This is a genomic window from Pseudonocardia sp. Ae717_Ps2, assembly GCF_001932475.1.
In the GTDB taxonomy this organism is placed as follows: domain Bacteria; phylum Actinomycetota; class Actinomycetes; order Mycobacteriales; family Pseudonocardiaceae; genus Pseudonocardia.
In genome coordinates this window covers 82,806-103,585 of record NZ_MCIS01000007.1, presented here as the reverse complement: position 1 = coordinate 103,585, position 20,780 = coordinate 82,806, and the positions used below count along the sequence as shown (strand labels likewise).

Below are 20,780 nucleotides of genomic sequence, written 5' to 3'. Positions count from 1 at the left end.
CCCGCGATGACCCCGCCCCGCACCTGTGACCACCCCGCCGCCCACGTCCACGGCCTGGTCGGCGCCGGCCCCCGAGACACCCTCAATGAGGACTCCCGGCTACAGCTCGAGCCCCTGGCCTGGGGCCACCTCGACGGCCCGCTGCGGCCGGGCGAGCGCGTCTCCGCCGCGATCGGTGAGTGCTCCCACTGCGCCGCACTCGTGGTCAGCGTGTCGACCTGGCATCCCACCGACGGCCACGGAGAGGACGTCGTGCAGTACAAGACCCGCTGGGTGCCGCTGTTCACCGCCGGCGACCAGGACACCCCGGCCCCGGCCGATCCCGTGATGCGCGCACCACTGCCGGCGACCACCGTGGGCCTCGGCGGCGAAGACCTGACCCGCCGAGACTGACCGACCCGGCCGTGCCATCCCGGAGCTCAGCACCGCCGGCGCGGGCCTGGGCGGCGCGGCGTTCAGGCACGCCGAGACGTCGAGCATCGCGAGTTTGGGTCACGCCGTTACTTACCTTGCTCGGGTTCCCGGCTCAGGCCTACTGGGACTGGCTTCCGCAGCGCCGTAGGACGACTGCTTGGCGGTGTCTCGTGGTCCCTGGCCTACCTGGCGCCTCCTCTTCCTGCATCGCGGTGGTCTAGCACTAGACAGCGCTGGTCTACGCCTGTACCATTAGAGGTGTGCAGTCGCTAACCAGCTCAGATGTCGATCGTCAGGTCTGCCAGGCCGCCGAGGCTTCGGAGGGTAGTTACGACGTCGACGGGATCGTGGCGACGATCATCGATCGCCACGGCTGCGTCGACCCCGACACCCTCGACCCGGACGTGTTCTGGGCGATCGTCCTCGACCAGGCCCGGGACTGAGCCGCGTGAGCCTGCGTTCGGACGTGGCTGACTGGCTGGGCGACTTCGCCGCCGAGGTCAGCGAGGAGCAGGGCGAGCAGCTCGAGCGGGCCTTCGACGAGATCGAAGCTCGGTGGCCTGATCAGGATCAGGCCGACGACCGCACCGAGGCGGCCTCGGCCGCGACGCAGATCATCCTGGGCGACGACACCCTAGAGGCGATCGCCGGACAGTGGCACGAAGCCCGACGGGTCGAGCGCGCCCGGATGGCCGCGCTGACCGGCGCCCTTCTCGCCTCGTCCGGCTCGGAGCGAGAGCTGTCGGAACGCACCCGGGTGGCTCGGATGACCGTCCGCAAGGCGCTCGGGCGGTGACGTCCGGCTCGGCCGGTACCGGCGGAGAGCTGCCGCGGCTGCACGAACGGGCACACGATTCGCCGCTGCTGACCCGTGTCGAGGTCGCCGACCTGCTCGGCTACTCGCGCACCAGCATGGCCACGGTCATGGGCCGCGACCCGGACCGATGGCCACGCCCCGCGGCGCTGCTGCTCCATCCACCCCGGACGTGGATGATGCTGTGGGACCGAGACGAGATCCTGGCCGCCGCCCCGCCCGCGGCCGCGACCCGGCGCCGCGGCGCCACCGCGACCATCTCCGACGCCGAGGGGCTGTTGCGCTGCCTGGAGTGCGGGCTGCGGTTCCGCAGCCTGGGCCGCCACCTGCACGCGAAGCACGACCTCAGCGCCGACGAGTACCGCGATCGCCACCAGCTGCCGGCGACCGGCGCACTGAACTGCGACGGAGCACGACAGTCCTCCAGCGACTGGCAGCGCGCCCGCATCGCCGAGGACCCCGACCACGCCAACCGGCTGGCCCCGTACCGGACTCCCGAACACCTCGATCAGCTCCGGAACACCGCGATCGAGAGCAACCATCGCACCCGCGGCTACGACCTGGTCCGCGCCCATCGTGCGCCCGGCCAGAGCTACGCCGTCCAGATCATGGCCGGCCGCCGCCGCGACCGGCTCGACGAGCAGGCACGCCGCGCAGGGTTTCCCGAGCTCGACACGGCCATCGCCCAGACCATGCACATCAGCTCCCGCGAGGCCGCCGCCCGGATCGGGATCGGCGCCACCACCGTCCTGCGGCACCGCCAGCGTCTCGCCGGCCCCCAGCCCTGAGCAGGTTCCAGCTGCCGCGCATTCGGCCGGTACCGGCTGGGACCAGTTCTGCACCGGTCGTTCGTGTCCGCTGTGCAGCCGGACGTCGACAGGCGCACACTCGTCGTGCCGGCCTTGTCCCCCGAGGCCGTGCCCGGCGGCCGTGCCCGGCGGCCGGGGTGCGAGCTCGGACCTCATTCACCCCGGCCGCTGCCCCGGACACGGGTCAGCCAGGCTCCGAGGATGGCGGCGGCGGAACCGGCACGCTGGGGCTCGGCGCCGGCGACGCCGTGTGCGGCAACGCGGTATCGGCGGCGTGGCGCACCTCCAGGTCCGCGGCCGAGATCGACCCGATGTGGATCACGTTGGTGAGCAGCAACATCAACGTGGCGATGACCAGCGCGGCGATCGTCAGCTTGGCCAGAAGTACGGGTAGCCAGCGTCGTAGACGGTAGGCCTCTGACGGGCACTACGACGGAGGAGGGTGCGGTATCGGCTGATCCATGGCCACCCCCAGGCTCCGACACATCTCGTCGTAGTCATAGTCGTAGACGGCCATCATCTGGGCGTCCTCCATGCCCATGCCGTCGGCCTGCGCCCGGAGTGCAGCCTCCACCCGGGACACGGCCGATACTTGCAGGGCCTCCGCGTCGTGCACGTGGAACCGGTGTGGGTCGGTGCGGGTTGTGGTCAGGATGTCATCACTGTTGTGATGGCGGACGGTGCCGTCGTCGCGGCGTCGGGGGTCTCGGTCGATCCCCACCAGCCCGTAGCGGCTCAGCATCCGGTAGGCCTCGCCGCCGCGGCCTCGGCCGAAGGCCAGACTGAAGGAGATGCGGGACATTAGGATCCCCGCGTCGCGTTGCTCGACCGGGGTCGCCTGCCAACTGCGAAGCAGCATGAAGTAGGCGATGATCTCGTTCGACTCGAGGGCGTGCACCCAGCCGTTCAGCCAGAACTCCGCAGGCACCGCGATGGTGTCCTCGACCTGCCGCGGCGGCCGGTAACCCGGCTTGGTCACCTGAGTTGTGTTCACGGTGCCCTCGTTCAGCAACCGGATCCGTTCGAAGCGGTGGCGCCGGTCTCGACCCCGCAGCTCGACCCGGCCCTCACTCTCCAGCCGATCGAATGCGTACCGGATCTGCTCGACGGCACCGTCCGTCGGGAACCGTGCCGTCGGGCGACGGCCCGTCTTGTCGAAGGTCGAGGCGGCGATCAGGCCCCGCCACGGCGGCTTTGCCAGGTCCGTGGAGTCACGCATCGGCAGGGTGAACTCCGGCGTCTCCCCCGAGCTCGGGGTCGGACGGCACTGCGCCAAGAACAACGACGTCAGAAGCGCCTGCTGGGCGACGCCGCGACGACTCTCGAGGCCCTGGAACAGGCTCCGCCCGCCGGTGTGTGCGAGGAGATCGGTCCTGATGGAGATCGCTGTCGGCTGATGGCGGGACCACAACCGTCGACGGTTCTCCGACACCTCGAGGTCAACGGCCCCACCCGGGCGTGTGGTGTCCAGCAGCGACCCGAGGCGCTCCGCGCGCCGCAGCGCCCGCTCCCGCCACGGGCGTGCCTCACCCATTGAAGATCAACAAAACTCAATTTCCCTGGTGTCGATGACCCCGATTGACTGCGCCAGGAGCCATCAACTTGACGGGTCCATGCTCAGCGTCTTGCTCGAGGCGCAGTCTAGCGCGGTTTTCGGGTGGCGTGACAGCGCTGGCCAGGTCGGTGATCGTCGGTTCCAGCGCGGGTCACCCGGATCCGCCGGAACCGACGAGGGGTTGAGGAAGATGGTGGTGGGTGCCGAGGGGGCGCCGAACTGGGCGGCCGTGGTGTGGCGCTGCCTGGGGGTGCTGGAGGGCGTGCTGTACGGCGCGACCGGGGTTTACCGGCGGGCTGTCGTCCTGCTGGTGCTGGCGGTGATCTTCCTGCTGTCCTTCGCGATGGCATGGACGATCGTCGACGGCTCGTTCGCCGGTGCGCTGCTCAGCTGAGCCGGTCCGGGGCCGGGGTGGCCTGCCGGGTGGCAGGCCACCTCCGTGCATGATCCATGAGGTCGAGCGTCGGGCGAGGGTGTGCAGGGCGTCGATCGCGTACGCGAGCAGGGCCGGGAACGTGCGCAGCGTATGGATCGGCTGCTCGGACATGATCACCGTGACGTCGAGCGGATGGCCTTTTCCCCCGGAGGCCGTGTCCGCCGGCCGGGGTGCGACCTCGGACTTCAGCGTCCCGGCCGCTGCTCGGATACGACTCAGTGCGGCTCCGAGGGCAGCTTCGGTGAAACCAGGAAGCTGGGGGGCGACGCCGGCGACGCCGGGTGCGGCAACGCCGTTTCGGCGGCGTGGCGCACCTCCAGGTCCGCGGCCGAGATCGTTCCGATGTGGATCACGTTGGTGAGCAGCAACATCATCGTGGCGGTGACCAGCGCGACGACCGTTAGCTCGGCCAGAAGTACGGGTAGCCAGCGCCGTCGATGTCGCGCGTGACGTGGGTTCATCGCCTCTCCTGTCGACGGGGGAAGAGCCGGCACCGACCCCGGGGCGAGCCATCGCCGCCTGCCCCGCCCAGGGTGGCACGCGACAACCTCGCCGCCTGCCGGACGGGCAAGCCACCTACTGCGAGAGCAGCGGGTGTACAGCGCCGCCGCTGTTCCAGCGACGAGACTCTTAAATCGAACAGATGTGCGATGCTGCTGGAGTGGCGAACGAGTCCCCCGCTCAGCGGCGCGCATCCCAACTCCGGGAGAACCGCGACCGCACGCACGAGGCAGCGCAGAAGCTTCGTCACCGCATCAATGCCGGGCGCTACGCCGGGCTCCGGCACCCAGATGAGCTGTACGTCCTCGCCGCCGTGCTCGAAGCCTGCGCATTCGAGATGGACCGGCTGCCGTCGCAGACCGGGCGCGCCGCGCTCGCCGCGGTACGGGAGCTGCTCGACGACGACCTGGAAAAGGCAGGGCACGTGGAGCCACTCAGCGCCGGCGACGGCCACTAAGGAGGTAGACCGATATGACCGACGACCAGGGAAGCCCTGCCCCGACGGTGCGGTCCCGCGCCCTCGCGGCCGGGATCACCGAGGAACGGCTGCAGATGCACTTCGACCGCGGAGCGGTCCTACTCGACGGCGTCCCGGTGGCCGACCTGGACACCCCGGCCCCGGCAGGGACGTCCCGGGTGAACTTCGGCGGGCAATAGACCCCGGCGCTTCATCGCATTACACGTTGACCGTGTAGGCCACGGATCATCTCGCTGTGCGCCGGGCTCTGGGCACCTTTCGGAACGATCCTGTCGGGGTGCTGTGCCAGGCTCCCACCGTGAGTTGGGCTCAGCGGCAGTATCACGCGGTGACCTGCACGGACCACTGGTGCGATCCGAGCTGCGTCATCGCCGACCCCACCCGCCCCGGAGGACAGCTCTGCCCGCGCGTCGCCGCCGGAATCAGCGCCTCCCGGCCCACACTGGCGCCATGAGCACGGAAGCCGACCAGCAGGTCGTCGCCCGCTCGTTGTGCGCGGGCCGACCGGTCCTGGCCCGCCTGCGCCGCCACGACCTGGCCGACGATGTCACCTGGGTCCTGCCGCCCGACCTGTTGCCAGAGCTCGACGAACTCGACGGTGTCCCGATCGTGCACGCCGAGGTGCCCAGTCCGCTGCTTGCGCACTGGGTCCGCCGCCAGGGCGACGCCCACTGAGCCGGGGCCACAGCCTCACCTGCCGAGTGATCGCATGGCCCGGCGCAATGGCGAGCCGGCCGAAGCGGCGTGATGATGCGGGGATGGACGGTGGCTGGATCGAGCCGATGCTGGCCACCGCGGGAGTGCTGCCCGCAGGCGAGAGCTGGGCCTACGAGGTCAAGTGGGACGGCATCCGCGGGCTGGCCGCCACCACCGCAGACGGGGTGCGGCTGCGGTCCCGCAACCGGCGCGACCTGACCGCGGACTACCCCGAGCTCGCCCAACTCGAGCTGCCGCCCCGGCTGCTGCTCGACACCGAGATCGTCGCCCTCGACGACCGCGGCGTGAGCGACTTCGAGCTCCTGCAGCAGCGGCTCCACCACACCCGGCCCTCCCCCGCCCTGGTCGAGTCCGTCCCGGTGTCGTTGATGGTGTTCGACGTCCTGCGCGTCGACGACGCAAGCCAGCTCGACCAGCCCTACCGCGACCGACGGGACCTGCTCGGCGAGCTCGATCTCACCAGGCCCGGTCGGCTCGCGGTGCCCCCCCACTTCACCGACATCGCCGCCGCCGACGTCCTCGCAGCGGTGGAGACCCAGGGGCTCGAAGGCGTGGTGGCCAAGCGGCTCAGCTCCCGCTACGAGCCCGGCCGCCGCAGCCGAGCCTGGATCAAGCACGCCATCCGCCACACCTGCGACGTCGCCGTTCTCGGGTGGGCCCCCGCCAGCCGCCACGGCGGCGCGCTCGGGGCGCTGGTGATCGGGCTTCCCGATGACACCGGGACTCTGCGCTACGCCGGGGAAGTCGGTACCGGTTTCACCGCTTCTGCCCGTCAGCAGCTCCTCGAGCTGCTGACCATCCGCGAGCAAGACCGTCCACCCGTCGAGCTTCCCGCGCACCGCGGTTCACGCTGGGCCGGCGCCACGCCCGCTGACCGCCTGCGTTGGGTCCGTCCCGGCCTCGTGGGCGAGATCGCCTACAGGCAACGAACCAGTGCGGGGAGCTTCCGACATCCCTCGTGGCGGGGCCTGCGGCCCGACCGGGATCTCGGGGACCTGCGGCCGCCCGTCCTCTGACACCCAGTTCTCGGGACGACGACGGGTGCAATCGTCAGTGGGGACTCTCAGCGCGGCGGTCGACTACCTCTTCGGATGTGGCCGGGCCGGTCCCTTCGTCGAATCAGGTGCCGCGGGCGTCCTCGCCGATGTCGGCCAGTCGGGCGTCGAGGAAGTACTCCCACCAGTGCTCCGGGGTGCTCGGCGGTGGCGGTGTTTCGGCGTCGAGGAGGCGTGGCCGGTCCGCTACGGCGCTGTAGCTGTAGCTCGGGTCGTGGCCGCGCAGCGGCGGGAACCGTGCCGGTAGATAGCGCGGACGATTCACGCCACCCTCAGCGGTCAGCGGCGGCGGGGACTGGCCGGCGGTCCCGGCCTGCTGCACGGCGTCGTCGTACTGGCGCCGCTCTTCCTCGGTCAGCCGGTGCTTGCCCGGCGCGCACTCGCGCCGGTCGATCGCCACTGCGAGGTTGGTGATCGCGGCCGGCAGCCAACGAACGTGCCACTCGGCCACCAGCTCAGGGCGGGTCCCGACTGCGCTGGAGGAGATGTAGAGGGTGCGTAGCCACGCGAGCTCACGTACCGCGCGCGGATGCACCGGCCAGCAGTCCGGCAGTTCGAGCCGGGAGAGCTGGTAGTCGTTGTTGAGGACCTCGGAGACGAATCCCGCGAGGGCGTCCCACGCGGCGTGCTTGTCGCCTCGGTCCAGCTGCGACCAGCGCAACGCCGGGGTCAGGGAGAGCGCCTCGTCCTCCGCATCGCCCGCCCCCACCCCGGCCGCGGCGGCCTCGACCGCGCCACCGAGGGCGGCCACACCCTGCTCGACATCGTCGAGCCGGGGGCTCATCCGGCCGAGAATGTCGGCGATCTCGGCAACATGCCCGGCAGTCTCATCGCTCTTCCGGACCGTGGCATCGAGCTGCCGCTGCACCTGGCGCAGCTGCTCACCGACCTCCACCGCCCACGGCCGGGCCGCGCCAGGAGCGGGTCGCTCCCCACCCGACGGCGGGACGGGCCCATCGCTGGTCACGGTGACCGATCTCCTCTCGTCTCAACGACATAGCAGTGGCTGGTCCGGCGCACCAGTGCGCCGGACCAGCCAGAACTAGGCAGCCACCTGATCCGCAGCATGCCCGGCGGCACGAACAGCCACGGTGGGAGCCTGCGTGATGATCGCAGGCGGCGGGCGCAGATCAGATCGTTCCCACACCGGGCTGACACGCACCACCGTCGCCGGGGTCGCGCGATGGATCAGCAGCGCGTGCCACTGCGGGATCGTGCGCACCCGGTCGACCGGGCACACCCGCACCTTCTCGTAGCGCTCCTCACCGCCACCGGTGGGCACCGGCTCGTGCCGGTCCCCGCACAGCACCGAGGCCTTCTCCAAGTCCTCGCGCAGCGACAGCCCACCGAAGATGACCTTGGCGTTGGTGGCGTTCCAGATCGTCTCCCCACCCTTGGCTCCCCAGCGCTGGGCGAGCTGGGACGGCGACTGGACCGCCCACTCGATGTGGATTCCACGGCCACCGGCGTCGGCGACCCAGCGATCCAACGGCACCGGAGTGATCAACGCAGCCTCATCGAGGAACAGGCCCAGCGGCGGATCCAACCGCCCCTTCGGCCGCGACGACGCAACGCGCTTGGCCGTCTCGAACAGCTGGCCAGTCAACGCCGCCAGTAGCGGCGCGATCGAAGCATGCTGGCGGTCCGAACCGACCACGAACAACGACCCGCGACCAGCGAGGAGCTGTTCAGCATCGAGCTCCTGACCACCATCGCTACCGGTGACCAGGGCGGCGACCTGCGGATCGGTCATGAACTTCACCGCTTCCGACAAGGTCATGAAGATCGAATCGCGGGTCTTGCGGGCATCGGTCGTCAATACCTGCCGCAGAGCGTCCAGCGTGCCCTCCGGGACGCGCCCACCGGGGTTTCGGCCCAACACCTCCAGCGCTTCCCCGGCTCCCCCGCTGCGTGCATCACTGGTCGGGGAGAACACCCACCGCGCCACGGTGGCCATGTCTCGCCCGGACAGATCCGCGGCCATCAGCAAGGCAGCGAGCACACTGACCGACCATTGGTCCCAGCGATCACCACCGTCATCGCTGGCCGACACACCGCCCACCATCAGCCCGGCCCGCACCGCCGCGACCTCTGCGTCCGCGCAGCCCGATACCGGGGACCACCACACCGACGACCTCAGATCCCCGAGCTGTTCCGGGTTGAACAGCCACACCGGCCCCTGCTCGGCTCGCTTGCCCGCGCAGTAGTTGTACAGATCGGGCTTGGTCGAGGTCGCCAGCAGCGGGCCGTCGTGATCGAGGATGTGGTGACCCATCAACGCGGTCTTGCCCGTCTGCGGCGGGGCCACCAGCCCGATCACATCCCGATGAGGCGCATAGCAGTCGGTACCGATCACCGGCCCGACCACCGAACGCCCCAGCCAGGTCCCGCACCGACGCACCGGCAGCCGCTCCACCAACCCGGGTGCCAGCACTCCCCCAGAGTCGGGCTGGCTGACCTCCGCAGTGACGCTGGGGCGAGTCGCCGCAGCGGCGAGGCGCACCGCGTGCGAGGACAGGTGCCGGTGCAGGTCCCACCACCCGGCCCACCCCTCGACGCCGAAGCCGGTCCGCACACGGGCCCGCTCGGTGTGGCCATACGCCGCCCGGCCGGGCGGGATCGCCAGCACCGCGACACCGACCGCCGTCAGGACAGCACCGGTGACCACGACCATCACATCGGGAAGGACCAGCAGCCCCACCCCCAGCACCAGCCCCGCCACCGACACCGCGCCAGGCAGGGCCTGGCGCCACAGCAGCAGCGCCGACGCGGCCGCGACGACTGCACCGACCACGGTCGCGACGACCGCCGGACCACACAACAGCACGAGCCCCAGCAACACCCAGCAGGCAGCGCCCGTCTGGGCCAGGCCGCGGGACAGGGCCCTGGCCGAACGCTCGCCGAGGCCAGCCCACACCGCAGAGGCCACGATCGACCGGACCAGCGGTAGCAGACCCCACCACCACACCCGGCTCACAGCCCGCCGCACTGAGATCAACGCAGCAGCTCCCTGCCCCGAAGGTTCCGGGGATCGGCCCGAAGTGGAGTCGTGGTGCTGGTCCTCGATCGTGTCCGCTCGGTCCTGTCCGACCTCGACGGTTGCTGTGTCCTCAGGCCCGGGGACCACGCTGTGCAACTCGGTGGGGTTCATGCGCCCACCCCCAGCGTCACACCACGATCAGGCCCGACGAGGACCAGAGCACCGGAACCACCAGACGAGCCGTCGTGCTCCGGGTCGGTACACATGCCTGCGGACCGGTGCTGATCGTCGGCCTCCTCACTCTGTCCCATGCCGAGCTGGCGCTGGGCTTCCTCGATATCGCGGCGCCCAGTGCGTGGCGACTGGCCGAAGATCGCGGCGACCTGGGACCCGGTGAGCTCCACCGACGGTACGAGTCCTCCGCGGATCAGGTCCTTCACCTGCTCGACCCGGGCTGCCGGGTCCGCGCTGAGGAGCTCCTCACGCTCCCAGCGCACCCCGCCGACCGCGCTGGCCACCGGGAGACCCCGCGGCTCGGCGGCGTCCTCGAGCGCTGCCGCAGCCCGCGGCTCAGTCGCCTCCACCACGGCCGGCTCGGCCGCGATGCCCGCCGCCACGGCAGCCTCAGCCACCGTCACCGGACGGTCTCCCGAGTCCGCCGCGGCGGCCTTGACCGCCGCGGTGAGACGGTCGCGGATCTCCGGTGCAGCCTCGGTCGCGACGAACACGACCAGCGGCGGCACCGAGTGCAGCAAGATCTGTCCCAGATCCAGCGCTCCCCACGCCTTCCAGGTGTTCATCGCATACGTCGCGCCCAGAGTCGCCCATCGGGCCCGGCGAGCCCAGGCCGGCGTCGCCAGCTGCCACCGGGACGTCGTCTGCTCCGCCAGTACCACCGCGATCAACACCAACGACACCATCGGGTCGAGCAGCCATGCCGCCCACCAGCCCGGAGACCACTCCTCGGCCTCGGTCGCCTCGGCCCCGAACTCCTGCACGTTGGTCATGCAGAACGCCATCCCAAGCACGATCCCGGTCCACATCAACCGGTTCACCTGGCTCCGGACACGCTCCACTTGCAGGGCAACCACATCCGGGTGCGTCGACAACGCGCGCACCTGCGCCGAGTGCTCGGCCTCGGCCGCCAGCTCCGTTGCCCGTTCCCGCAGCGACTGCGCGGACTTACGCGGCCACATCGAGACCACCCGAGGACGTCGCGAGACGAGCCGTCCGGGCCCGCAGACCACGCAGCCAGCTCGCCGTCTCACGCCGAGACCTCTGGGCGTCCTGCCCCGCAAGATCCGGGGCGGGCGCCGCCTCGACGGCGCACCCGCGGCACGGCACACCGGCCGGCACGGTCAACGACACCGGATCGACCAGCAGGCCGCACAGCGCGCGGTAGCGCCCGACAGCACGCCCGACGACGAGCTCCTCCGCCGCAACCTCGTGCTCGAGCCCATCCCCGGCAGACGTCATCGGGGCGTTGTCATCGCGCTGCCTCTGACGAGGCGACCAGTCATCGGTACTGAGGCGGGCAACAAGCCGGCTTTCGACTGCCGCCATCGCAGGACGCGCGTGCCGCTGCTGAGGACTCGCGGATGTGGTCTCGGGCCGGTGGCCTCGGTTTGGGATCCTTGACATGACGGTCGTGCTCCTCGTGCTCGACGGCTGGGTGAGCGCGATCTGTCAGGCCCCGGCGGATGTGGCTGCATCCGCCGGGGCCGCCCACCGGCACATGCCGGGGAATCGCACCCACAGCTTATCCAGTGATACGATGGATAACAAGCGATGATCTGACGGTTGGAGGGCGCCGCGCCTGCTATCCAGCGAGCGATTGACTAGCTGGTCGAGCCCGACCGACACTGACCTGGTCACACCCTGACCGGGAGGAACGCCGATGACCGAGCACGTGCACCATCTCGAGATCCGCACGCTCGTAACCACCGCCAGCGAATGCGGCGAGAGCCGAGTCTGCCCGTCAGTCCACGAAGTCGTCGGCGACACCGAGGACCTGTGGGTCGTGTCCAAGCGGACCACCCCGGCTGAGGCCGCCGCATTCGAGCACCTGCTCGACGAGGGCGAAGTCCTCGGCTGGATGCCCGCCGGGCTGCTCCCCGCCGAGTGCGACGCAGTCGCGCGCACCCGTGGGGTAACCGGGCCTGGCGTCCATCCGGATCGGGTGTACGTGATCTCATCCGAGGTCACCGGCGAGGTCGAGCTCATCGCCTTCGCGGAGCTATTCGACCCCGTCACCGAACAGCTCGGGACGGTCAAGGCACAGATCCTGGAGGGAGTAGCAGCATGATCGACGAACAGCAGCTCGAAGCTGCCATCGACGAGCACTTCCACCACGCCGGGGACCGGCTGTTCCGGATGGAGTGCCTGCCCCGCTACATGGCGAGCGAGGGCGAGGAGAGCGACTTCCAGCGCTACCTCGCCGGGGCTGACGGGCCCGACATGGAACGCAAGGAGCAGTGGCTTGCCATCCTGCGGAGCGAGGAGGCCCGCGGGCTGATCTCCTATCGCGTGCGCGCGTTCTCCAACGCCATGACCGAGTACGAGCGGTACGAGGCTGACTGGTGCTACGTCCACAACGCCGCAGCCGGCGAGGACATCGCTGTGCTTCGCGACGGCGAGCACGACACCCCGGCGACGTTCATCCGTGAAGATTTCTGGCTGGTCAATGACGCGCTGCTCATCCCGATGCAGTACGACGAGCACGGCCGCTTCCTGAGCGCCGACATCGTCACCGACCCCGAGACGATCGCGCCGTACCTGCGGGCACGCGACGAAGCCCACGCGGCGGCGGAACCGTTTCGGGCGTGGTGGGACCGGCACCCCGAGCTGCACCAGCGCCAGAGGGCGGCCTGAGCTCAGTGCCCGATGCGCAGCCGAGTAGCTCTCCGGACAGCCTCCCGCTGTCCGGTGAGCTGCTGCGCGCGCTGCGCGAGCAGACCGGCCTCAGCCAGAACCAGGCACGCAAGGCAGCCGGGGTTGGGCAGTCCTCGCTGTCCCGTACCGAAGCCGGCGAGTCCCGACCGACCCCACGACTGGTGCGCGCCGTACTGCAGGTCTACGCGCAGCACGGCGTCGACTCCCTCACTCCCGAACGCATCGACGAGCTCGTAGAGCAGGCACAAGCCCTGGAAGTCGAGCGCGTGGACGCCCGTGTCGTCCTGCAGAGCGGGAGCGCCCACCGGTTCCAGTGGCGCATTCACGAGGCCGAGCGAGTCGCACGCCTGGTGCGCTCCTATCACCCCTCCGTGATCATCGGCCCGCTGCAGACACGGAGCTACGCAGGCGCGGTGTTCACCCCCGACGCACAGCTCGACGAGCAGGACGCGGCACAGTCCGTCGACGCCCGCATGGAGCGGGCCCAGCTACTCGCTGATCCAAGCCGCTCCTGGCAGATGGTGCAGAACGAGCAAGCCCTACGCTGGCTGGTCGGCAGCTACCGACAACAAGCCGAGCAGCTGGAAAGCATCGCGGGCATCGCCACGCAGCCGAACGTCAGCTTCCGGGTGCTGGCTCTGGACACGGTTGCACCCCGTCCCGCGCCGGTGTCGGGCTTCCACCTCTACGACGACACCCAGGCACTCGTCGGCACCGAATCCGGCAGCACCCTGATCCAGGACCCCGACTACATCGCCATGTACGCGCAGCTGCACGCCGAGCTCTCCGAACTCGCTCTGTCCGAAGGCGAGTCACTCGAGCTGGTGCGACACCTGGCGGACGACTACCGAGAACGAAGCTAGCCACCTACAGCTGGCACGTGCGACAGCCCCAGGCAGCACTCATCCGAGGAGACACAGCCACCACACACCACACCGCGAACAAGCAGGCGCCGGCCGCCGTCGCGATCGAGCAGGCGCGGCGCCTGGACCCAGCGCTGCGTGCGTTCCTCTCCATCCGTCTCGACACCGGCGCGCCACCTCATCCAGGCGACGCAGCTGAGTCTCCGCTGGACGGTCTACCGATCACGGTCAAGGGCGAACGATGCGCCCGGTCCCCTGGCGTACAAGGTCTTCTCCGAGCTGGCGCCGTGCCCATCGGGGTCACAACCGTCCCCCGTGGCCGGCGCGGCTACCAGACCTGGGGCTACACCGATCGCGGTCCGACGCGTAACCCATGGCGATCGGACCTGTCTCCCGGCGGGTCGTCGGCCGGCGCGGCCGTGGCCGTCGCGGCCGGGATCGTCCCGCTGTCCTGCGGTAGTGACGGAGCCGGGTCAGTCCGCATCCCGGCAGCGTGGTGCCACGTGATCGGCTTCAAGCCGAGCACCGGCCGCGCCCCCACCTCCGACCCGACCGGGCTCGCCGTACCCGGCGTGCTGGTCCGTGAACCTGCCCTCCTGCAGCCCTGGGCCGCCGCCGTGCTGCCCGACTGGTCCCCGCAGACAGCGATGTCAGAGCCCCCTCTGGCGGCCGCAGCCTGGTCGGCCACCCTCGGCTTCGCCGGTCCGCACCTCGACCCCGAGGTCGCCGAGATCGCCGAGCGGGCAGCTCAGGCCCTGTGCGCCCGCGCTGGCCTGGCCCTATCCCGGCCGGGGGTCCACCTGACCGACCCCGAGAGCGCGTGGATGACGCTGCGCAGCTCCACCTCGAGCGCAGCAGAACGGCGCCTCGCACAGCGAACGCGACACGACAACAACAATCGGCTCGCCGAGCTCCTCCAGAACTTCGACCTGTTGCTGACGCCCACGACCCCCGGGCGAGCGCACGGCCACGACGGCCCCGGCACGCACCTGAGCGTCGCGCTCACCTGGGGCATCAACCTCTCCGGTCACCCCGCGGTGAGCGTCCCGGCCGGGTTCACCGCCGACGGCTGCCCGGTCGGTCTGCAGATCATCGCCCGCCCCCGCGGCGAAGAGCTGCTGCTGCAGTTCGTCGAGGACCACGTACCGCCGGCCCCGATCGCGCCCCTTGCACAGCAGGCCATGACGAACCTGGAGCCGTGAACGATGATGACCGCTATGACTACGGCCTATACTCACGGCCTGACGCTGGCCAGCGACGCGATCCTGAGTTGGACGCACCGCTACGGGTCGACCACGTCGTGCCTGGCGCGCCTGCGCGGCACCCGCGACCCGGCAGCAGCCGATCGTCTGCTGCTGACTGTCGTGCTCAGCGAGCTGCGCGGTCAGCCCCGCGGCCACTACGTCCTGTCCGACGTCGCCGGCGCCGCGAACAGCGCGCGCGCCCAGCTCGTGCCGGGCAGCGTCGACCCGGGCGCGATCACGTGGCTGGTGCACCACGGCGAGTTCTCCAGTGCCGACCCGACCGGGCCGGAGTCGCTGACCCGCGTTGACCTGCGCTGGACTCTCGACCGCTACAGCGTCCCGGCCTGGGACGAGGTGACCCGGCTGAACTACGACGACTCCCGCCGGCTGCTCGCCGAGCTGCGGCTGCGGCCGGTCGAGGAGGTCCTCGACGCGATGCCCTGGGACATCCCCCGGCCCCGACAGGACGGCGGCGACACCGGCCCGCACCAGGGATGACCGACGCCCCACAGCCTCGCGAGATCCCTGGCCGCGCGATCCTGGCCGAGGTACGCGACACCTACCGCGACGCCTACGCCCACACGCTGCAGGAACGCGGTAGCCGGGTGATTGTCGTGCGGTTCGAGCCGACCTCCGACGACACCGTCTGGGCCGCGCGGATGGAGGCATCCCGCGTCTCGGCCGAGCAGAAGGTCCGCACCTTCACCGCACTCGGCGCCACCTCGGACCACATCGTCGTGCCCGACACCGTGGAGCTCGGCGAGATCGCCCGAGTCATCCACCGCGCGAACGACGACCCCCAAGTCGCCGGGATCATCGTCCAGGCTCCACCGCCCCAAGCCGTGCTCGCGCTGCTCAACGAGATCGACCCCGCGAAGGACATCGACTCCCTCAGCATCTTCGCGCCACGCACCGCGTGTGCGACTGCCGACGGCATCGTGCGCATCGCCGAGCCCTACCTGCCCGATGCCCGCATCGCGGTGGTCGGCAGCAGCGGCTTCGTCGGCTCCGGCGTCGTCGCGCTCCTGCGCCAGGGTGGCCACGACCCGATCCTGTTCGAGGACGGGGACGACCTGCGCCGCCTCCGCGACGCTGACGTCGTCCTCTCGACTACCGGGAGTCCCTGGCTGCTCACCCCCGACCACATCCACTCCGAGCACCGCCTGGTCGTCGACTCCGGGTTCACCCCGCACCCCGACGGGCCCCGCGGCGACCTCCACCCCGCCGCCGCTGCCCAGCCACAGGTCGTCACCCCCGTACCCGGCGGGATCGGCCCCGTAGAGATGGCCGTACTCGCAGAACGCGTCATTCAGCAGGAAGCCGCCCCCGCTCTCGGCGCTTGGCGCTTCAACGGCCTCGAGACCGCGCATCAGACCCTGACCACCGCCCACGACGATGTGGCACAGCAGCTCCAGCAGAGCATTGAGCCCATCTCACACGGCGAGGAACTCGACGACGGCATCGAACTTGACTAGCTGGCCGCGGGCGTTTCTGCCCGCGCCTCAGAGCGCCCAGCATGAGATGGTCTCCGCCGGCTCGACTCCACTAGCTCCTCCTGCCCTGCCAGCCGGGCCTTGGGGCCAGTGGACGAGGAACGGCAATCCAATGTGCGGCAGACCGGCCCGCGTGTCGCCTACCCAACATTCAGAATCTGGGTCATGATGACTCCCATGCCGAGGAGATCATCAGGCCGCGCGAAGGGACGCCCTTCGAAGGGCCGCCGCGTCGTGATCTTCCCCCGACTGCCGCTCGCAGCCGAGGGAGCGCTCAGAGACCTGGTCGCGCGGCGAGGTCTGACCTTGTCCGAGATCGGAGCAGAGCTCTTCGCAGAAGGACTCCGGAACCTCTCGGAGCTGCCCGCGCCGTTGCCCATGCGGTACAGCCCGGCTGAGAGCGAGGACATGACGGTCCGGATCCCTGAGGCCGAAGGAGCAAAGCTCCGGGCCTTGGCGAAACAGCTGGACCGGAGCCTCGCGATCGTCAGCGGCGCGCTGATCGAAATTGGGCTTCGGCACGCCGGTGAACTGCCGGGTCAGATCCCCGTGCAGTACATGACGACCCAGGAGCAACTGCTGACGACCAAGGCCTCGTAAACGAGAACGAGACGGCCCCCCTGCCAGGGGCCGCCTCCGTTCGTTCTCGCGTCACTCGGACCTGCACCCGAGGTGACGCCGTAGCCCCGGCGAACCGGGGCCGATCCCCCACCTGCGAAGAAGGGGCGCTTTCGCGTGTCCAGGATACATCCTGGGCCGGGAGCCGACCACTACAGACACGGGGCGAGTTCGTCGTGCCCAGAACCAGGGCGCTCACCAGCAGTGGGCACCGGGTTCTGCCTGCACTGCTACGAGCACGGCGCGTTCACCCTGGCCTCCGGCCCCTCCCAGCTCTGCCTGCTCCACGAGCTCCCCCTCGTCGAGCAGCCACCCTCCGACGCCTACGGCATCCGCACGACCGCCACCCCGCGCCGCACCCCTCGCGGACGGGCCGCGAGGGGGCGAGTCGGGCCGACCAGCGGCCCCGGACGGCCACGCCGCGCCCTGCCTCCCAGCAGACGGGCCCGTGCCCGTGGTGTTGCCCGGGCCCGAGCCCGGCACCGAGATGGGTTCATCCCGCACCCGGGATGGCGCAACTTCATCGACCGCGAGTACCGGGTCTTGACCGCCCAGCGTGAAGCGCTCGACTACGTCGCCCGGCTCGTCGACGACGAGGACTGGCGCTCGGACAAGCGCGCCAGCTGGTCGGCGATCCTGCACCGCCTGGTGTGCCACATGGACTGGGACACCGGCCTGATCACCGGACTGACCCTCGAGCACCTCGCCAACGCCGGCGGCCGCGCCTCGCGCACGGTGTCCCGCGTCCTGGCCTGGGCCCGCGACTGCGGCCTGCTCGTGGTCGTCGAAGCCGGTGCGAGTGCCGAGTTCCTCGGAACCGACACCGGCCGTACCCCCACCTACGCTCTGGTCACCCACAGCCCGCTCCCCCAGCTCGTGACCGAACCCCACAGCCATGCCGGTTCCCCAGGTCAGACCACTGTGGATGAAAGTGGCGACCTCCCCACTACTCACGTGCCTACTAAGCCCTTGTCGGGCGGCAGACGGCCACAACTCACCTCCCAGCACCCGTGGCACCCCTACGACGTCCCCGGCACCCCCGGTGCCAGAAACGCAGCAACCCTCTCGTTGATCACGCTTCTCGGCCTAGGAGGCCGAAAAGGCAGCAAGATCGAGATTTGGCGGGCCCGGGCTCTGCTCAAGCCGTGGTGGGAGGCCGGCGCCACCGTCGCCGGGCTCCGGCACGCCCTCGAGCACCATCCCGACCGGCCCGACCAGCCCCGGGGACCGGTCACCACCGATGCCCGCGATCCCCTACGAGTCATGGGGGCACGGCTGCGTCCCTGGCAGGGGCGGCTGCACGAGATCCGCGCCGTCCAGATCGGACGCATGCGCAACACCACTGATTCGGCTCCCGAGCGCGAGCAGCCACCGGTCCTGCAGCGCGGGGCTGCGCTGGCAGTGCAGCTCGACCGGGCGCTGCTCGCCCGGCCGGCCGGGCGGGGGGCGCGACAGGCTGCGCGCGAGGCACTCAGCGAGCATCTGCGTCAGCTCCGGGAAGCTCGTGAGACCCGGCTGTAGTCCCCGTTTCGTTCACCGGCCGGGGGCGCTGCCCCTGGCATCCGGCGGTCGCGGCGCACCTCAAGCAGCAGCGCGGCTACGTCCCCATCCTGGCTATGGTCATCGTGCTCGCCCTGACCTTGGCCTGTGTCCTGGTCGTCCTCGTCCGACACGACGACGGCGCCGAAGTCCTTCGGGCCGTCACTGAACTCATGCGCGCCCTACGCGGACGCTGACCCGAGCGTCCATCACGAGTCCGCTTCCACACACAAGCGGAACCGCTCGGCTTCCCCGCCGCCGAGCTACGAACTGAAGTTCGAATAGACGGGACAGAGACGGACGAACTGTGCCATCATGTTGAGTGACCGCGACTCAACCCGGGTCGTGGCTGCGAGGCCGGTACCGGACGCTCCCCCCTCTCGTGCCCGGACGGCCGTGGAGGTTGGTCGTGATGGGCCGCAACCAGAAGATCAAGGTGACCACCCGGGTCCGGACGCAGACCCGCGTGCAGCTCCGTACCCAGTACGTAACCCGCGCGTCGGCCGTCGGGTGGGCCGGGCCGGTGGTACCGCACCAGTCCTACTACTACGGCGATAGTTACGAGATCAGCGGCGAGCGGCACCAGGTGGCGATCGGCGTCTCCGGTGGCGTCACCCAGATCAGCAGCGGCGCGGAGCCGGTCGACGTCGAGAAGCTCGGGACAGCGCTCGGGCAGCTACTCGACGTGCTCGACAAGGGTCAGCTCGAGGTCGAGGACCCGGACGGGCTCCGTGAGGTCGCCGAGGGCGTTCTGGAGGAGACGGGCTCCGAGGAGCCCGACCACCGCCGGCTGCGGGACGGTGCACGCGTGGTTCTCGGCCGGGTCGGTACCGCGGCCGCCGGCGGGACGGTCGCGCAGCTTGTCGGCCAGGCGCTGCTCGCCGCGCTGAGCTGAGGGACAGAGGTCCCGGTGCTGCGCGTCGACCTGCGGCTCTGACCGAGCGCGCCGTGGCCAGCCTCGATGGGTGGGACCGTGCCGCGGTCGACCTGTACGCGCGCTTCCGGGCAGGGAAGGTCACTCCCGACCAGATGGTGGAGGAGCTGCCGACGGTCTGGCGCTGCCGCTCCCGGGCCGACCCTCTCGACGACGCCGCGGCGGGCGATGGTCGATCACGCGGGGTACTTCGTGTGGGCCTCGGGGGAAGCTGTGGGCTGGCGAGCTCGGCGTCCGCTCGGATCGCGCCGGCTGTTCCGGGGCGCGACGGCGGACCGCCGGTTCGGGATGTCGTGGACGAGGAACCTGGCGATCGCCCGGGACTTCGCGGTCAACCGGCAGCCAGACGGGGTCGACGACGGGCAGGTGTGGGTGGGTGTGTTCGCGCCGACGCAGCTGCTCGCGTACCTGGGCGACGAGCGTGAGTACCTCGTGGCCGCGGCCGACGCCGACGTCGTGCCGTGGTCCTCGGGCGACGACGGGTGGCTGGCGCGCCTACGCCGCTGGGTCTGAGCGCTCACACCGAGCCGACGGGGTACGCCGGCCCGGGCCCGTCCTCCCGGCGACCAGCTCGGGATGGTGGGGTCCGAGTGCTTCCGCCGGAAGCATCCGCGCGCCATCGCCTTCGCGGCGGCGCCGAGCCTGGGGGTCAGCTGTAGTCGCCGCGGTCCTGCGCTCGGTCGAACTCGGTCTGACGGACTCGGGTATTCCAGACCCGCCGCTCCCCGGATGGGCGTGGCGCGCCGGTGCGGTAGCGGTCCGGGTTCCACCAGGAGCAGGTCTCCACCTTCGCCCTGTCTATCCGCAACGCCTCATCAAGGGCGGGCGCGAGGTCGGTGTCGTGCGAAGCCAGGATAACGAGGTCGACGTCCGGGTCCGCGGCTTCGCGCACGAACGCGAGGGCGACCAGGACGTCGACGCCCTTCTCGCGCACCTCCACGATCTGCCTACGGCCGTGGACGTCGAGCAGGTGGCGCCCGGTGGCGTCGCGCTCGTATCGGTAAGTCAGCGGCCGCAGGTGCACATCGACACGCTGATCCCGGGTCCATTCGGCCCGCTGGGCGAGGTTGCGCCGGTACTGGTCCGGATCGTGTTCCTCGGAGGGCAAGCCCCGGAACACCCGGACGCGAGACAGGACCGCCGGCGCGAAGCCTTCCTTGAGGCCCGCGTTGCGCGCGGCCACGAGCTGGGTCGCGAAGTGCAGCGGATGGATCAACGAGGTGTGCCGCTGAGCTCCCGGCGCGGCGAACAGGTCGTGCGCCGTGAGATGGATGTTCTGATAGTCGATCACTACGGACGCGCGCAATGGGCCAGACACCCGGCGCACCGTACACAAGAAAATGCCCCGCCAGTCCCGGAGGACGGCGGGGAGCTACCTGCACACTGTCTCACTGGCACGGAGAGTGTGCAACGTCGGGCTGCCCACACTCCGTCGCGT

General features: G+C 70.5%; 28 protein-coding genes. 20 read left to right on the top strand and 8 right to left on the bottom strand.

Translation table 11 applies throughout. The annotated features are described in order from the left end of the window. Positions 1 to 6: 6 nt before the first annotated feature. The 4 genes from Ae717Ps2_RS31245 to Ae717Ps2_RS36735 all read left to right on the top strand — a co-directional run bounded on the left by Ae717Ps2_RS31245 (position 7) and on the right by Ae717Ps2_RS36735 (position 2,016). Positions 7 to 393, top strand: coding sequence for a hypothetical protein (locus tag Ae717Ps2_RS31245; RefSeq protein WP_143510730.1), 387 nt, complete (start codon positions 7 to 9; stop codon positions 391 to 393). Between the two features lie 281 nt (positions 394 to 674). After that, positions 675 to 857 carry a hypothetical protein gene (locus tag Ae717Ps2_RS31240; RefSeq protein ID WP_075334602.1) on the top strand — a complete coding sequence of 61 codons (183 nt, stop codon included), beginning with the start codon at positions 675 to 677 and terminating at the stop codon, positions 855 to 857. 5 nt (positions 858 to 862) lie between these two features. Then, positions 863 to 1,210: a hypothetical protein gene (locus Ae717Ps2_RS31235; RefSeq protein WP_075334601.1), complete on the top strand. Its 348-nt coding sequence runs from the start codon at positions 863 to 865 to the stop codon at positions 1,208 to 1,210. Next, positions 1,207 to 2,016 (top strand): MucR family transcriptional regulator, encoded by an 810-nt coding sequence (locus tag Ae717Ps2_RS36735; protein WP_075334600.1) that lies wholly within the window; start codon positions 1,207 to 1,209, stop codon positions 2,014 to 2,016. The genes Ae717Ps2_RS31235 and Ae717Ps2_RS36735 overlap by 4 nt, the downstream gene beginning before the upstream one ends. A gap of 205 nt (positions 2,017 to 2,221) precedes the next feature. On the opposite strand, the gene Ae717Ps2_RS37605 is transcribed toward Ae717Ps2_RS36735, so the two are convergent. After that, positions 2,222 to 2,377, bottom strand: a complete 156-nt coding sequence (locus Ae717Ps2_RS37605; RefSeq protein WP_158071590.1) for a hypothetical protein — start codon at positions 2,375 to 2,377, stop codon at positions 2,222 to 2,224. Positions 2,378 to 2,464: 87 nt separating this feature from the next. Further along, positions 2,465 to 3,571: a hypothetical protein gene (locus tag Ae717Ps2_RS31225; protein ID WP_075334599.1), complete on the bottom strand. Its 1,107-nt coding sequence runs from the start codon at positions 3,569 to 3,571 to the stop codon at positions 2,465 to 2,467. A 217-nt stretch (positions 3,572 to 3,788) separates the two neighbouring features. On the opposite strand from Ae717Ps2_RS31225, the gene Ae717Ps2_RS31220 reads away from it, so the two are divergent. Further along, positions 3,789 to 3,986, top strand: coding sequence for a hypothetical protein (locus tag Ae717Ps2_RS31220; RefSeq protein WP_143510728.1), 198 nt, complete (start codon positions 3,789 to 3,791; stop codon positions 3,984 to 3,986). 257 nt (positions 3,987 to 4,243) lie between these two features. On the opposite strand, the gene Ae717Ps2_RS36730 is transcribed toward Ae717Ps2_RS31220, so the two are convergent. Further along, positions 4,244 to 4,489, bottom strand: a complete 246-nt coding sequence (locus tag Ae717Ps2_RS36730) for a hypothetical protein (protein ID WP_143510726.1) — start codon at positions 4,487 to 4,489, stop codon at positions 4,244 to 4,246. Positions 4,490 to 4,689: 200 nt separating this feature from the next. Here Ae717Ps2_RS36730 and Ae717Ps2_RS31215 point away from each other — a divergent pair, with 200 nt between their 5' ends. The 4 genes from Ae717Ps2_RS31215 to Ae717Ps2_RS31200 all read left to right on the top strand — a co-directional run bounded on the left by Ae717Ps2_RS31215 (position 4,690) and on the right by Ae717Ps2_RS31200 (position 6,740). Beyond that, entirely contained in the window at positions 4,690 to 4,986 is a 297-nt protein-coding gene (locus tag Ae717Ps2_RS31215; RefSeq protein ID WP_075334597.1) for a hypothetical protein, read from the top strand. A gap of 14 nt (positions 4,987 to 5,000) precedes the next feature. Then, on the top strand, positions 5,001 to 5,186 hold the full coding sequence (locus Ae717Ps2_RS31210; RefSeq protein WP_075334596.1) for a hypothetical protein: 186 nt from the start codon (positions 5,001 to 5,003) through the stop codon (positions 5,184 to 5,186). A gap of 271 nt (positions 5,187 to 5,457) precedes the next feature. Next, complete coding sequence (locus Ae717Ps2_RS36725) at positions 5,458 to 5,682, top strand: hypothetical protein (protein WP_143510724.1); 225 nt, start codon at positions 5,458 to 5,460, stop codon at positions 5,680 to 5,682. Positions 5,683 to 5,765: 83 nt separating this feature from the next. Next, positions 5,766 to 6,740: a DNA ligase gene (locus tag Ae717Ps2_RS31200; RefSeq protein WP_233147860.1), complete on the top strand. Its 975-nt coding sequence runs from the start codon at positions 5,766 to 5,768 to the stop codon at positions 6,738 to 6,740. A gap of 103 nt (positions 6,741 to 6,843) precedes the next feature. Here Ae717Ps2_RS31200 and Ae717Ps2_RS31195 read toward each other — a convergent pair whose 3' ends face one another. The 4 genes from Ae717Ps2_RS31195 to Ae717Ps2_RS39585 all read right to left on the bottom strand — a co-directional run bounded on the left by Ae717Ps2_RS31195 (position 6,844) and on the right by Ae717Ps2_RS39585 (position 11,235). Next, complete coding sequence (locus Ae717Ps2_RS31195) at positions 6,844 to 7,746, bottom strand: hypothetical protein (RefSeq protein ID WP_075334594.1); 903 nt, start codon at positions 7,744 to 7,746, stop codon at positions 6,844 to 6,846. Positions 7,747 to 7,821: 75 nt separating this feature from the next. Beyond that, a complete protein-coding gene (locus Ae717Ps2_RS31190; protein WP_075334593.1) occupies positions 7,822 to 9,930 on the bottom strand; it encodes a type IV secretory system conjugative DNA transfer family protein in 2,109 nt (702 codons plus the stop codon). Then, positions 9,927 to 10,955 (bottom strand): hypothetical protein, encoded by a 1,029-nt coding sequence (locus Ae717Ps2_RS31185; protein ID WP_075334650.1) that lies wholly within the window; start codon positions 10,953 to 10,955, stop codon positions 9,927 to 9,929. Before Ae717Ps2_RS31185 ends, Ae717Ps2_RS31190 begins: the two co-directional genes overlap by 4 nt. Next, the gene (locus Ae717Ps2_RS39585; RefSeq protein ID WP_233147859.1) at positions 10,942 to 11,235 is read right to left on the bottom strand and encodes a hypothetical protein; all 294 of its coding nucleotides are present in this window, start codon (positions 11,233 to 11,235) and stop codon (positions 10,942 to 10,944) included. Before Ae717Ps2_RS39585 ends, Ae717Ps2_RS31185 begins: the two co-directional genes overlap by 14 nt. Positions 11,236 to 11,398: 163 nt before the next feature. Here Ae717Ps2_RS39585 and Ae717Ps2_RS37600 point away from each other — a divergent pair, with 163 nt between their 5' ends. The 11 genes from Ae717Ps2_RS37600 to Ae717Ps2_RS31130 all read left to right on the top strand — a co-directional run bounded on the left by Ae717Ps2_RS37600 (position 11,399) and on the right by Ae717Ps2_RS31130 (position 19,855). After that, on the top strand, positions 11,399 to 11,551 hold the full coding sequence (locus Ae717Ps2_RS37600; RefSeq protein WP_158071589.1) for a hypothetical protein: 153 nt from the start codon (positions 11,399 to 11,401) through the stop codon (positions 11,549 to 11,551). 105 nt (positions 11,552 to 11,656) lie between these two features. After that, a complete protein-coding gene (locus Ae717Ps2_RS31175; protein WP_075334591.1) occupies positions 11,657 to 12,064 on the top strand; it encodes a hypothetical protein in 408 nt (135 codons plus the stop codon). Then, positions 12,061 to 12,630: a DUF6879 family protein gene (locus Ae717Ps2_RS31170; protein ID WP_075334590.1), complete on the top strand. Its 570-nt coding sequence runs from the start codon at positions 12,061 to 12,063 to the stop codon at positions 12,628 to 12,630. The genes Ae717Ps2_RS31175 and Ae717Ps2_RS31170 overlap by 4 nt, the downstream gene beginning before the upstream one ends. A 5-nt stretch (positions 12,631 to 12,635) precedes the next feature. Then, the gene (locus Ae717Ps2_RS31165) at positions 12,636 to 13,514 is read left to right on the top strand and encodes a helix-turn-helix transcriptional regulator (protein ID WP_075334589.1); all 879 of its coding nucleotides are present in this window, start codon (positions 12,636 to 12,638) and stop codon (positions 13,512 to 13,514) included. A 17-nt stretch (positions 13,515 to 13,531) separates the two neighbouring features. Beyond that, complete coding sequence (locus Ae717Ps2_RS40120) at positions 13,532 to 14,716, top strand: amidase (RefSeq protein ID WP_143510722.1); 1,185 nt, start codon at positions 13,532 to 13,534, stop codon at positions 14,714 to 14,716. A 15-nt stretch (positions 14,717 to 14,731) separates the two neighbouring features. Beyond that, complete coding sequence (locus tag Ae717Ps2_RS31155; RefSeq protein ID WP_075334588.1) at positions 14,732 to 15,256, top strand: hypothetical protein; 525 nt, start codon at positions 14,732 to 14,734, stop codon at positions 15,254 to 15,256. Further along, positions 15,253 to 16,233, top strand: a complete 981-nt coding sequence (locus Ae717Ps2_RS31150) for a tetrahydrofolate dehydrogenase/cyclohydrolase catalytic domain-containing protein (RefSeq protein ID WP_075334587.1) — start codon at positions 15,253 to 15,255, stop codon at positions 16,231 to 16,233. The genes Ae717Ps2_RS31155 and Ae717Ps2_RS31150 overlap by 4 nt, the downstream gene beginning before the upstream one ends. A gap of 108 nt (positions 16,234 to 16,341) precedes the next feature. Continuing rightward, positions 16,342 to 16,851 (top strand): hypothetical protein, encoded by a 510-nt coding sequence (locus tag Ae717Ps2_RS31145; protein WP_233147858.1) that lies wholly within the window; start codon positions 16,342 to 16,344, stop codon positions 16,849 to 16,851. A 222-nt stretch (positions 16,852 to 17,073) separates the two neighbouring features. Continuing rightward, on the top strand, positions 17,074 to 18,390 hold the full coding sequence (locus Ae717Ps2_RS31140) for a hypothetical protein (protein WP_233147857.1): 1,317 nt from the start codon (positions 17,074 to 17,076) through the stop codon (positions 18,388 to 18,390). Positions 18,391 to 18,820: 430 nt separating this feature from the next. After that, entirely contained in the window at positions 18,821 to 19,303 is a 483-nt protein-coding gene (locus Ae717Ps2_RS31135; protein WP_075334586.1) for a hypothetical protein, read from the top strand. Positions 19,304 to 19,630: 327 nt separating this feature from the next. Further along, complete coding sequence (locus Ae717Ps2_RS31130) at positions 19,631 to 19,855, top strand: hypothetical protein (RefSeq protein ID WP_143510718.1); 225 nt, start codon at positions 19,631 to 19,633, stop codon at positions 19,853 to 19,855. 136 nt (positions 19,856 to 19,991) lie between these two features. Here Ae717Ps2_RS31130 and Ae717Ps2_RS31125 read toward each other — a convergent pair whose 3' ends face one another. Next, positions 19,992 to 20,633, bottom strand: coding sequence for a hypothetical protein (locus tag Ae717Ps2_RS31125; RefSeq protein WP_233147856.1), 642 nt, complete (start codon positions 20,631 to 20,633; stop codon positions 19,992 to 19,994). Positions 20,634 to 20,780: the final 147 nt, after the last annotated feature.

Bases quoted from the DNA above. Each gene is read 5' to 3' on its own strand.
- Ae717Ps2_RS31245 (WP_143510730.1), top strand. From the start codon at position 7: ATGACCCCGCCCCGCACCTGTGACCACCCCGCCGCCCACGTCCACGGC.
- Ae717Ps2_RS37605 (WP_158071590.1), bottom strand. From the start codon at position 2,377: ATGTTGCTGCTCACCAACGTGATCCACATCGGGTCGATCTCGGCCGCG.
- Ae717Ps2_RS31225 (WP_075334599.1), bottom strand. From the start codon at position 3,571: ATGGGTGAGGCACGCCCGTGGCGGGAGCGGGCGCTGCGGCGCGCGGAG.
- Ae717Ps2_RS36730 (WP_143510726.1), bottom strand. From the start codon at position 4,489: ATGAACCCACGTCACGCGCGACATCGACGGCGCTGGCTACCCGTACTT.
- Ae717Ps2_RS31210 (WP_075334596.1), top strand. From the start codon at position 5,001: ATGACCGACGACCAGGGAAGCCCTGCCCCGACGGTGCGGTCCCGCGCC.
- Ae717Ps2_RS36725 (WP_143510724.1), top strand. From the start codon at position 5,458: ATGAGCACGGAAGCCGACCAGCAGGTCGTCGCCCGCTCGTTGTGCGCG.
- Ae717Ps2_RS31200 (WP_233147860.1), top strand. From the start codon at position 5,766: ATGGACGGTGGCTGGATCGAGCCGATGCTGGCCACCGCGGGAGTGCTG.
- Ae717Ps2_RS31190 (WP_075334593.1), bottom strand. From the start codon at position 9,930: ATGAACCCCACCGAGTTGCACAGCGTGGTCCCCGGGCCTGAGGACACA.
- Ae717Ps2_RS31185 (WP_075334650.1), bottom strand. From the start codon at position 10,955: ATGTGGCCGCGTAAGTCCGCGCAGTCGCTGCGGGAACGGGCAACGGAG.
- Ae717Ps2_RS39585 (WP_233147859.1), bottom strand. From the start codon at position 11,235: ATGACGTCTGCCGGGGATGGGCTCGAGCACGAGGTTGCGGCGGAGGAG.
- Ae717Ps2_RS37600 (WP_158071589.1), top strand. From the start codon at position 11,399: ATGACGGTCGTGCTCCTCGTGCTCGACGGCTGGGTGAGCGCGATCTGT.
- Ae717Ps2_RS31175 (WP_075334591.1), top strand. From the start codon at position 11,657: ATGACCGAGCACGTGCACCATCTCGAGATCCGCACGCTCGTAACCACC.
- Ae717Ps2_RS31170 (WP_075334590.1), top strand. From the start codon at position 12,061: ATGATCGACGAACAGCAGCTCGAAGCTGCCATCGACGAGCACTTCCAC.
- Ae717Ps2_RS31155 (WP_075334588.1), top strand. From the start codon at position 14,732: ATGACTACGGCCTATACTCACGGCCTGACGCTGGCCAGCGACGCGATC.
- Ae717Ps2_RS31150 (WP_075334587.1), top strand. From the start codon at position 15,253: ATGACCGACGCCCCACAGCCTCGCGAGATCCCTGGCCGCGCGATCCTG.
- Ae717Ps2_RS31135 (WP_075334586.1), top strand. From the start codon at position 18,821: ATGGGCCGCAACCAGAAGATCAAGGTGACCACCCGGGTCCGGACGCAG.
- Ae717Ps2_RS31130 (WP_143510718.1), top strand. From the start codon at position 19,631: ATGTCGTGGACGAGGAACCTGGCGATCGCCCGGGACTTCGCGGTCAAC.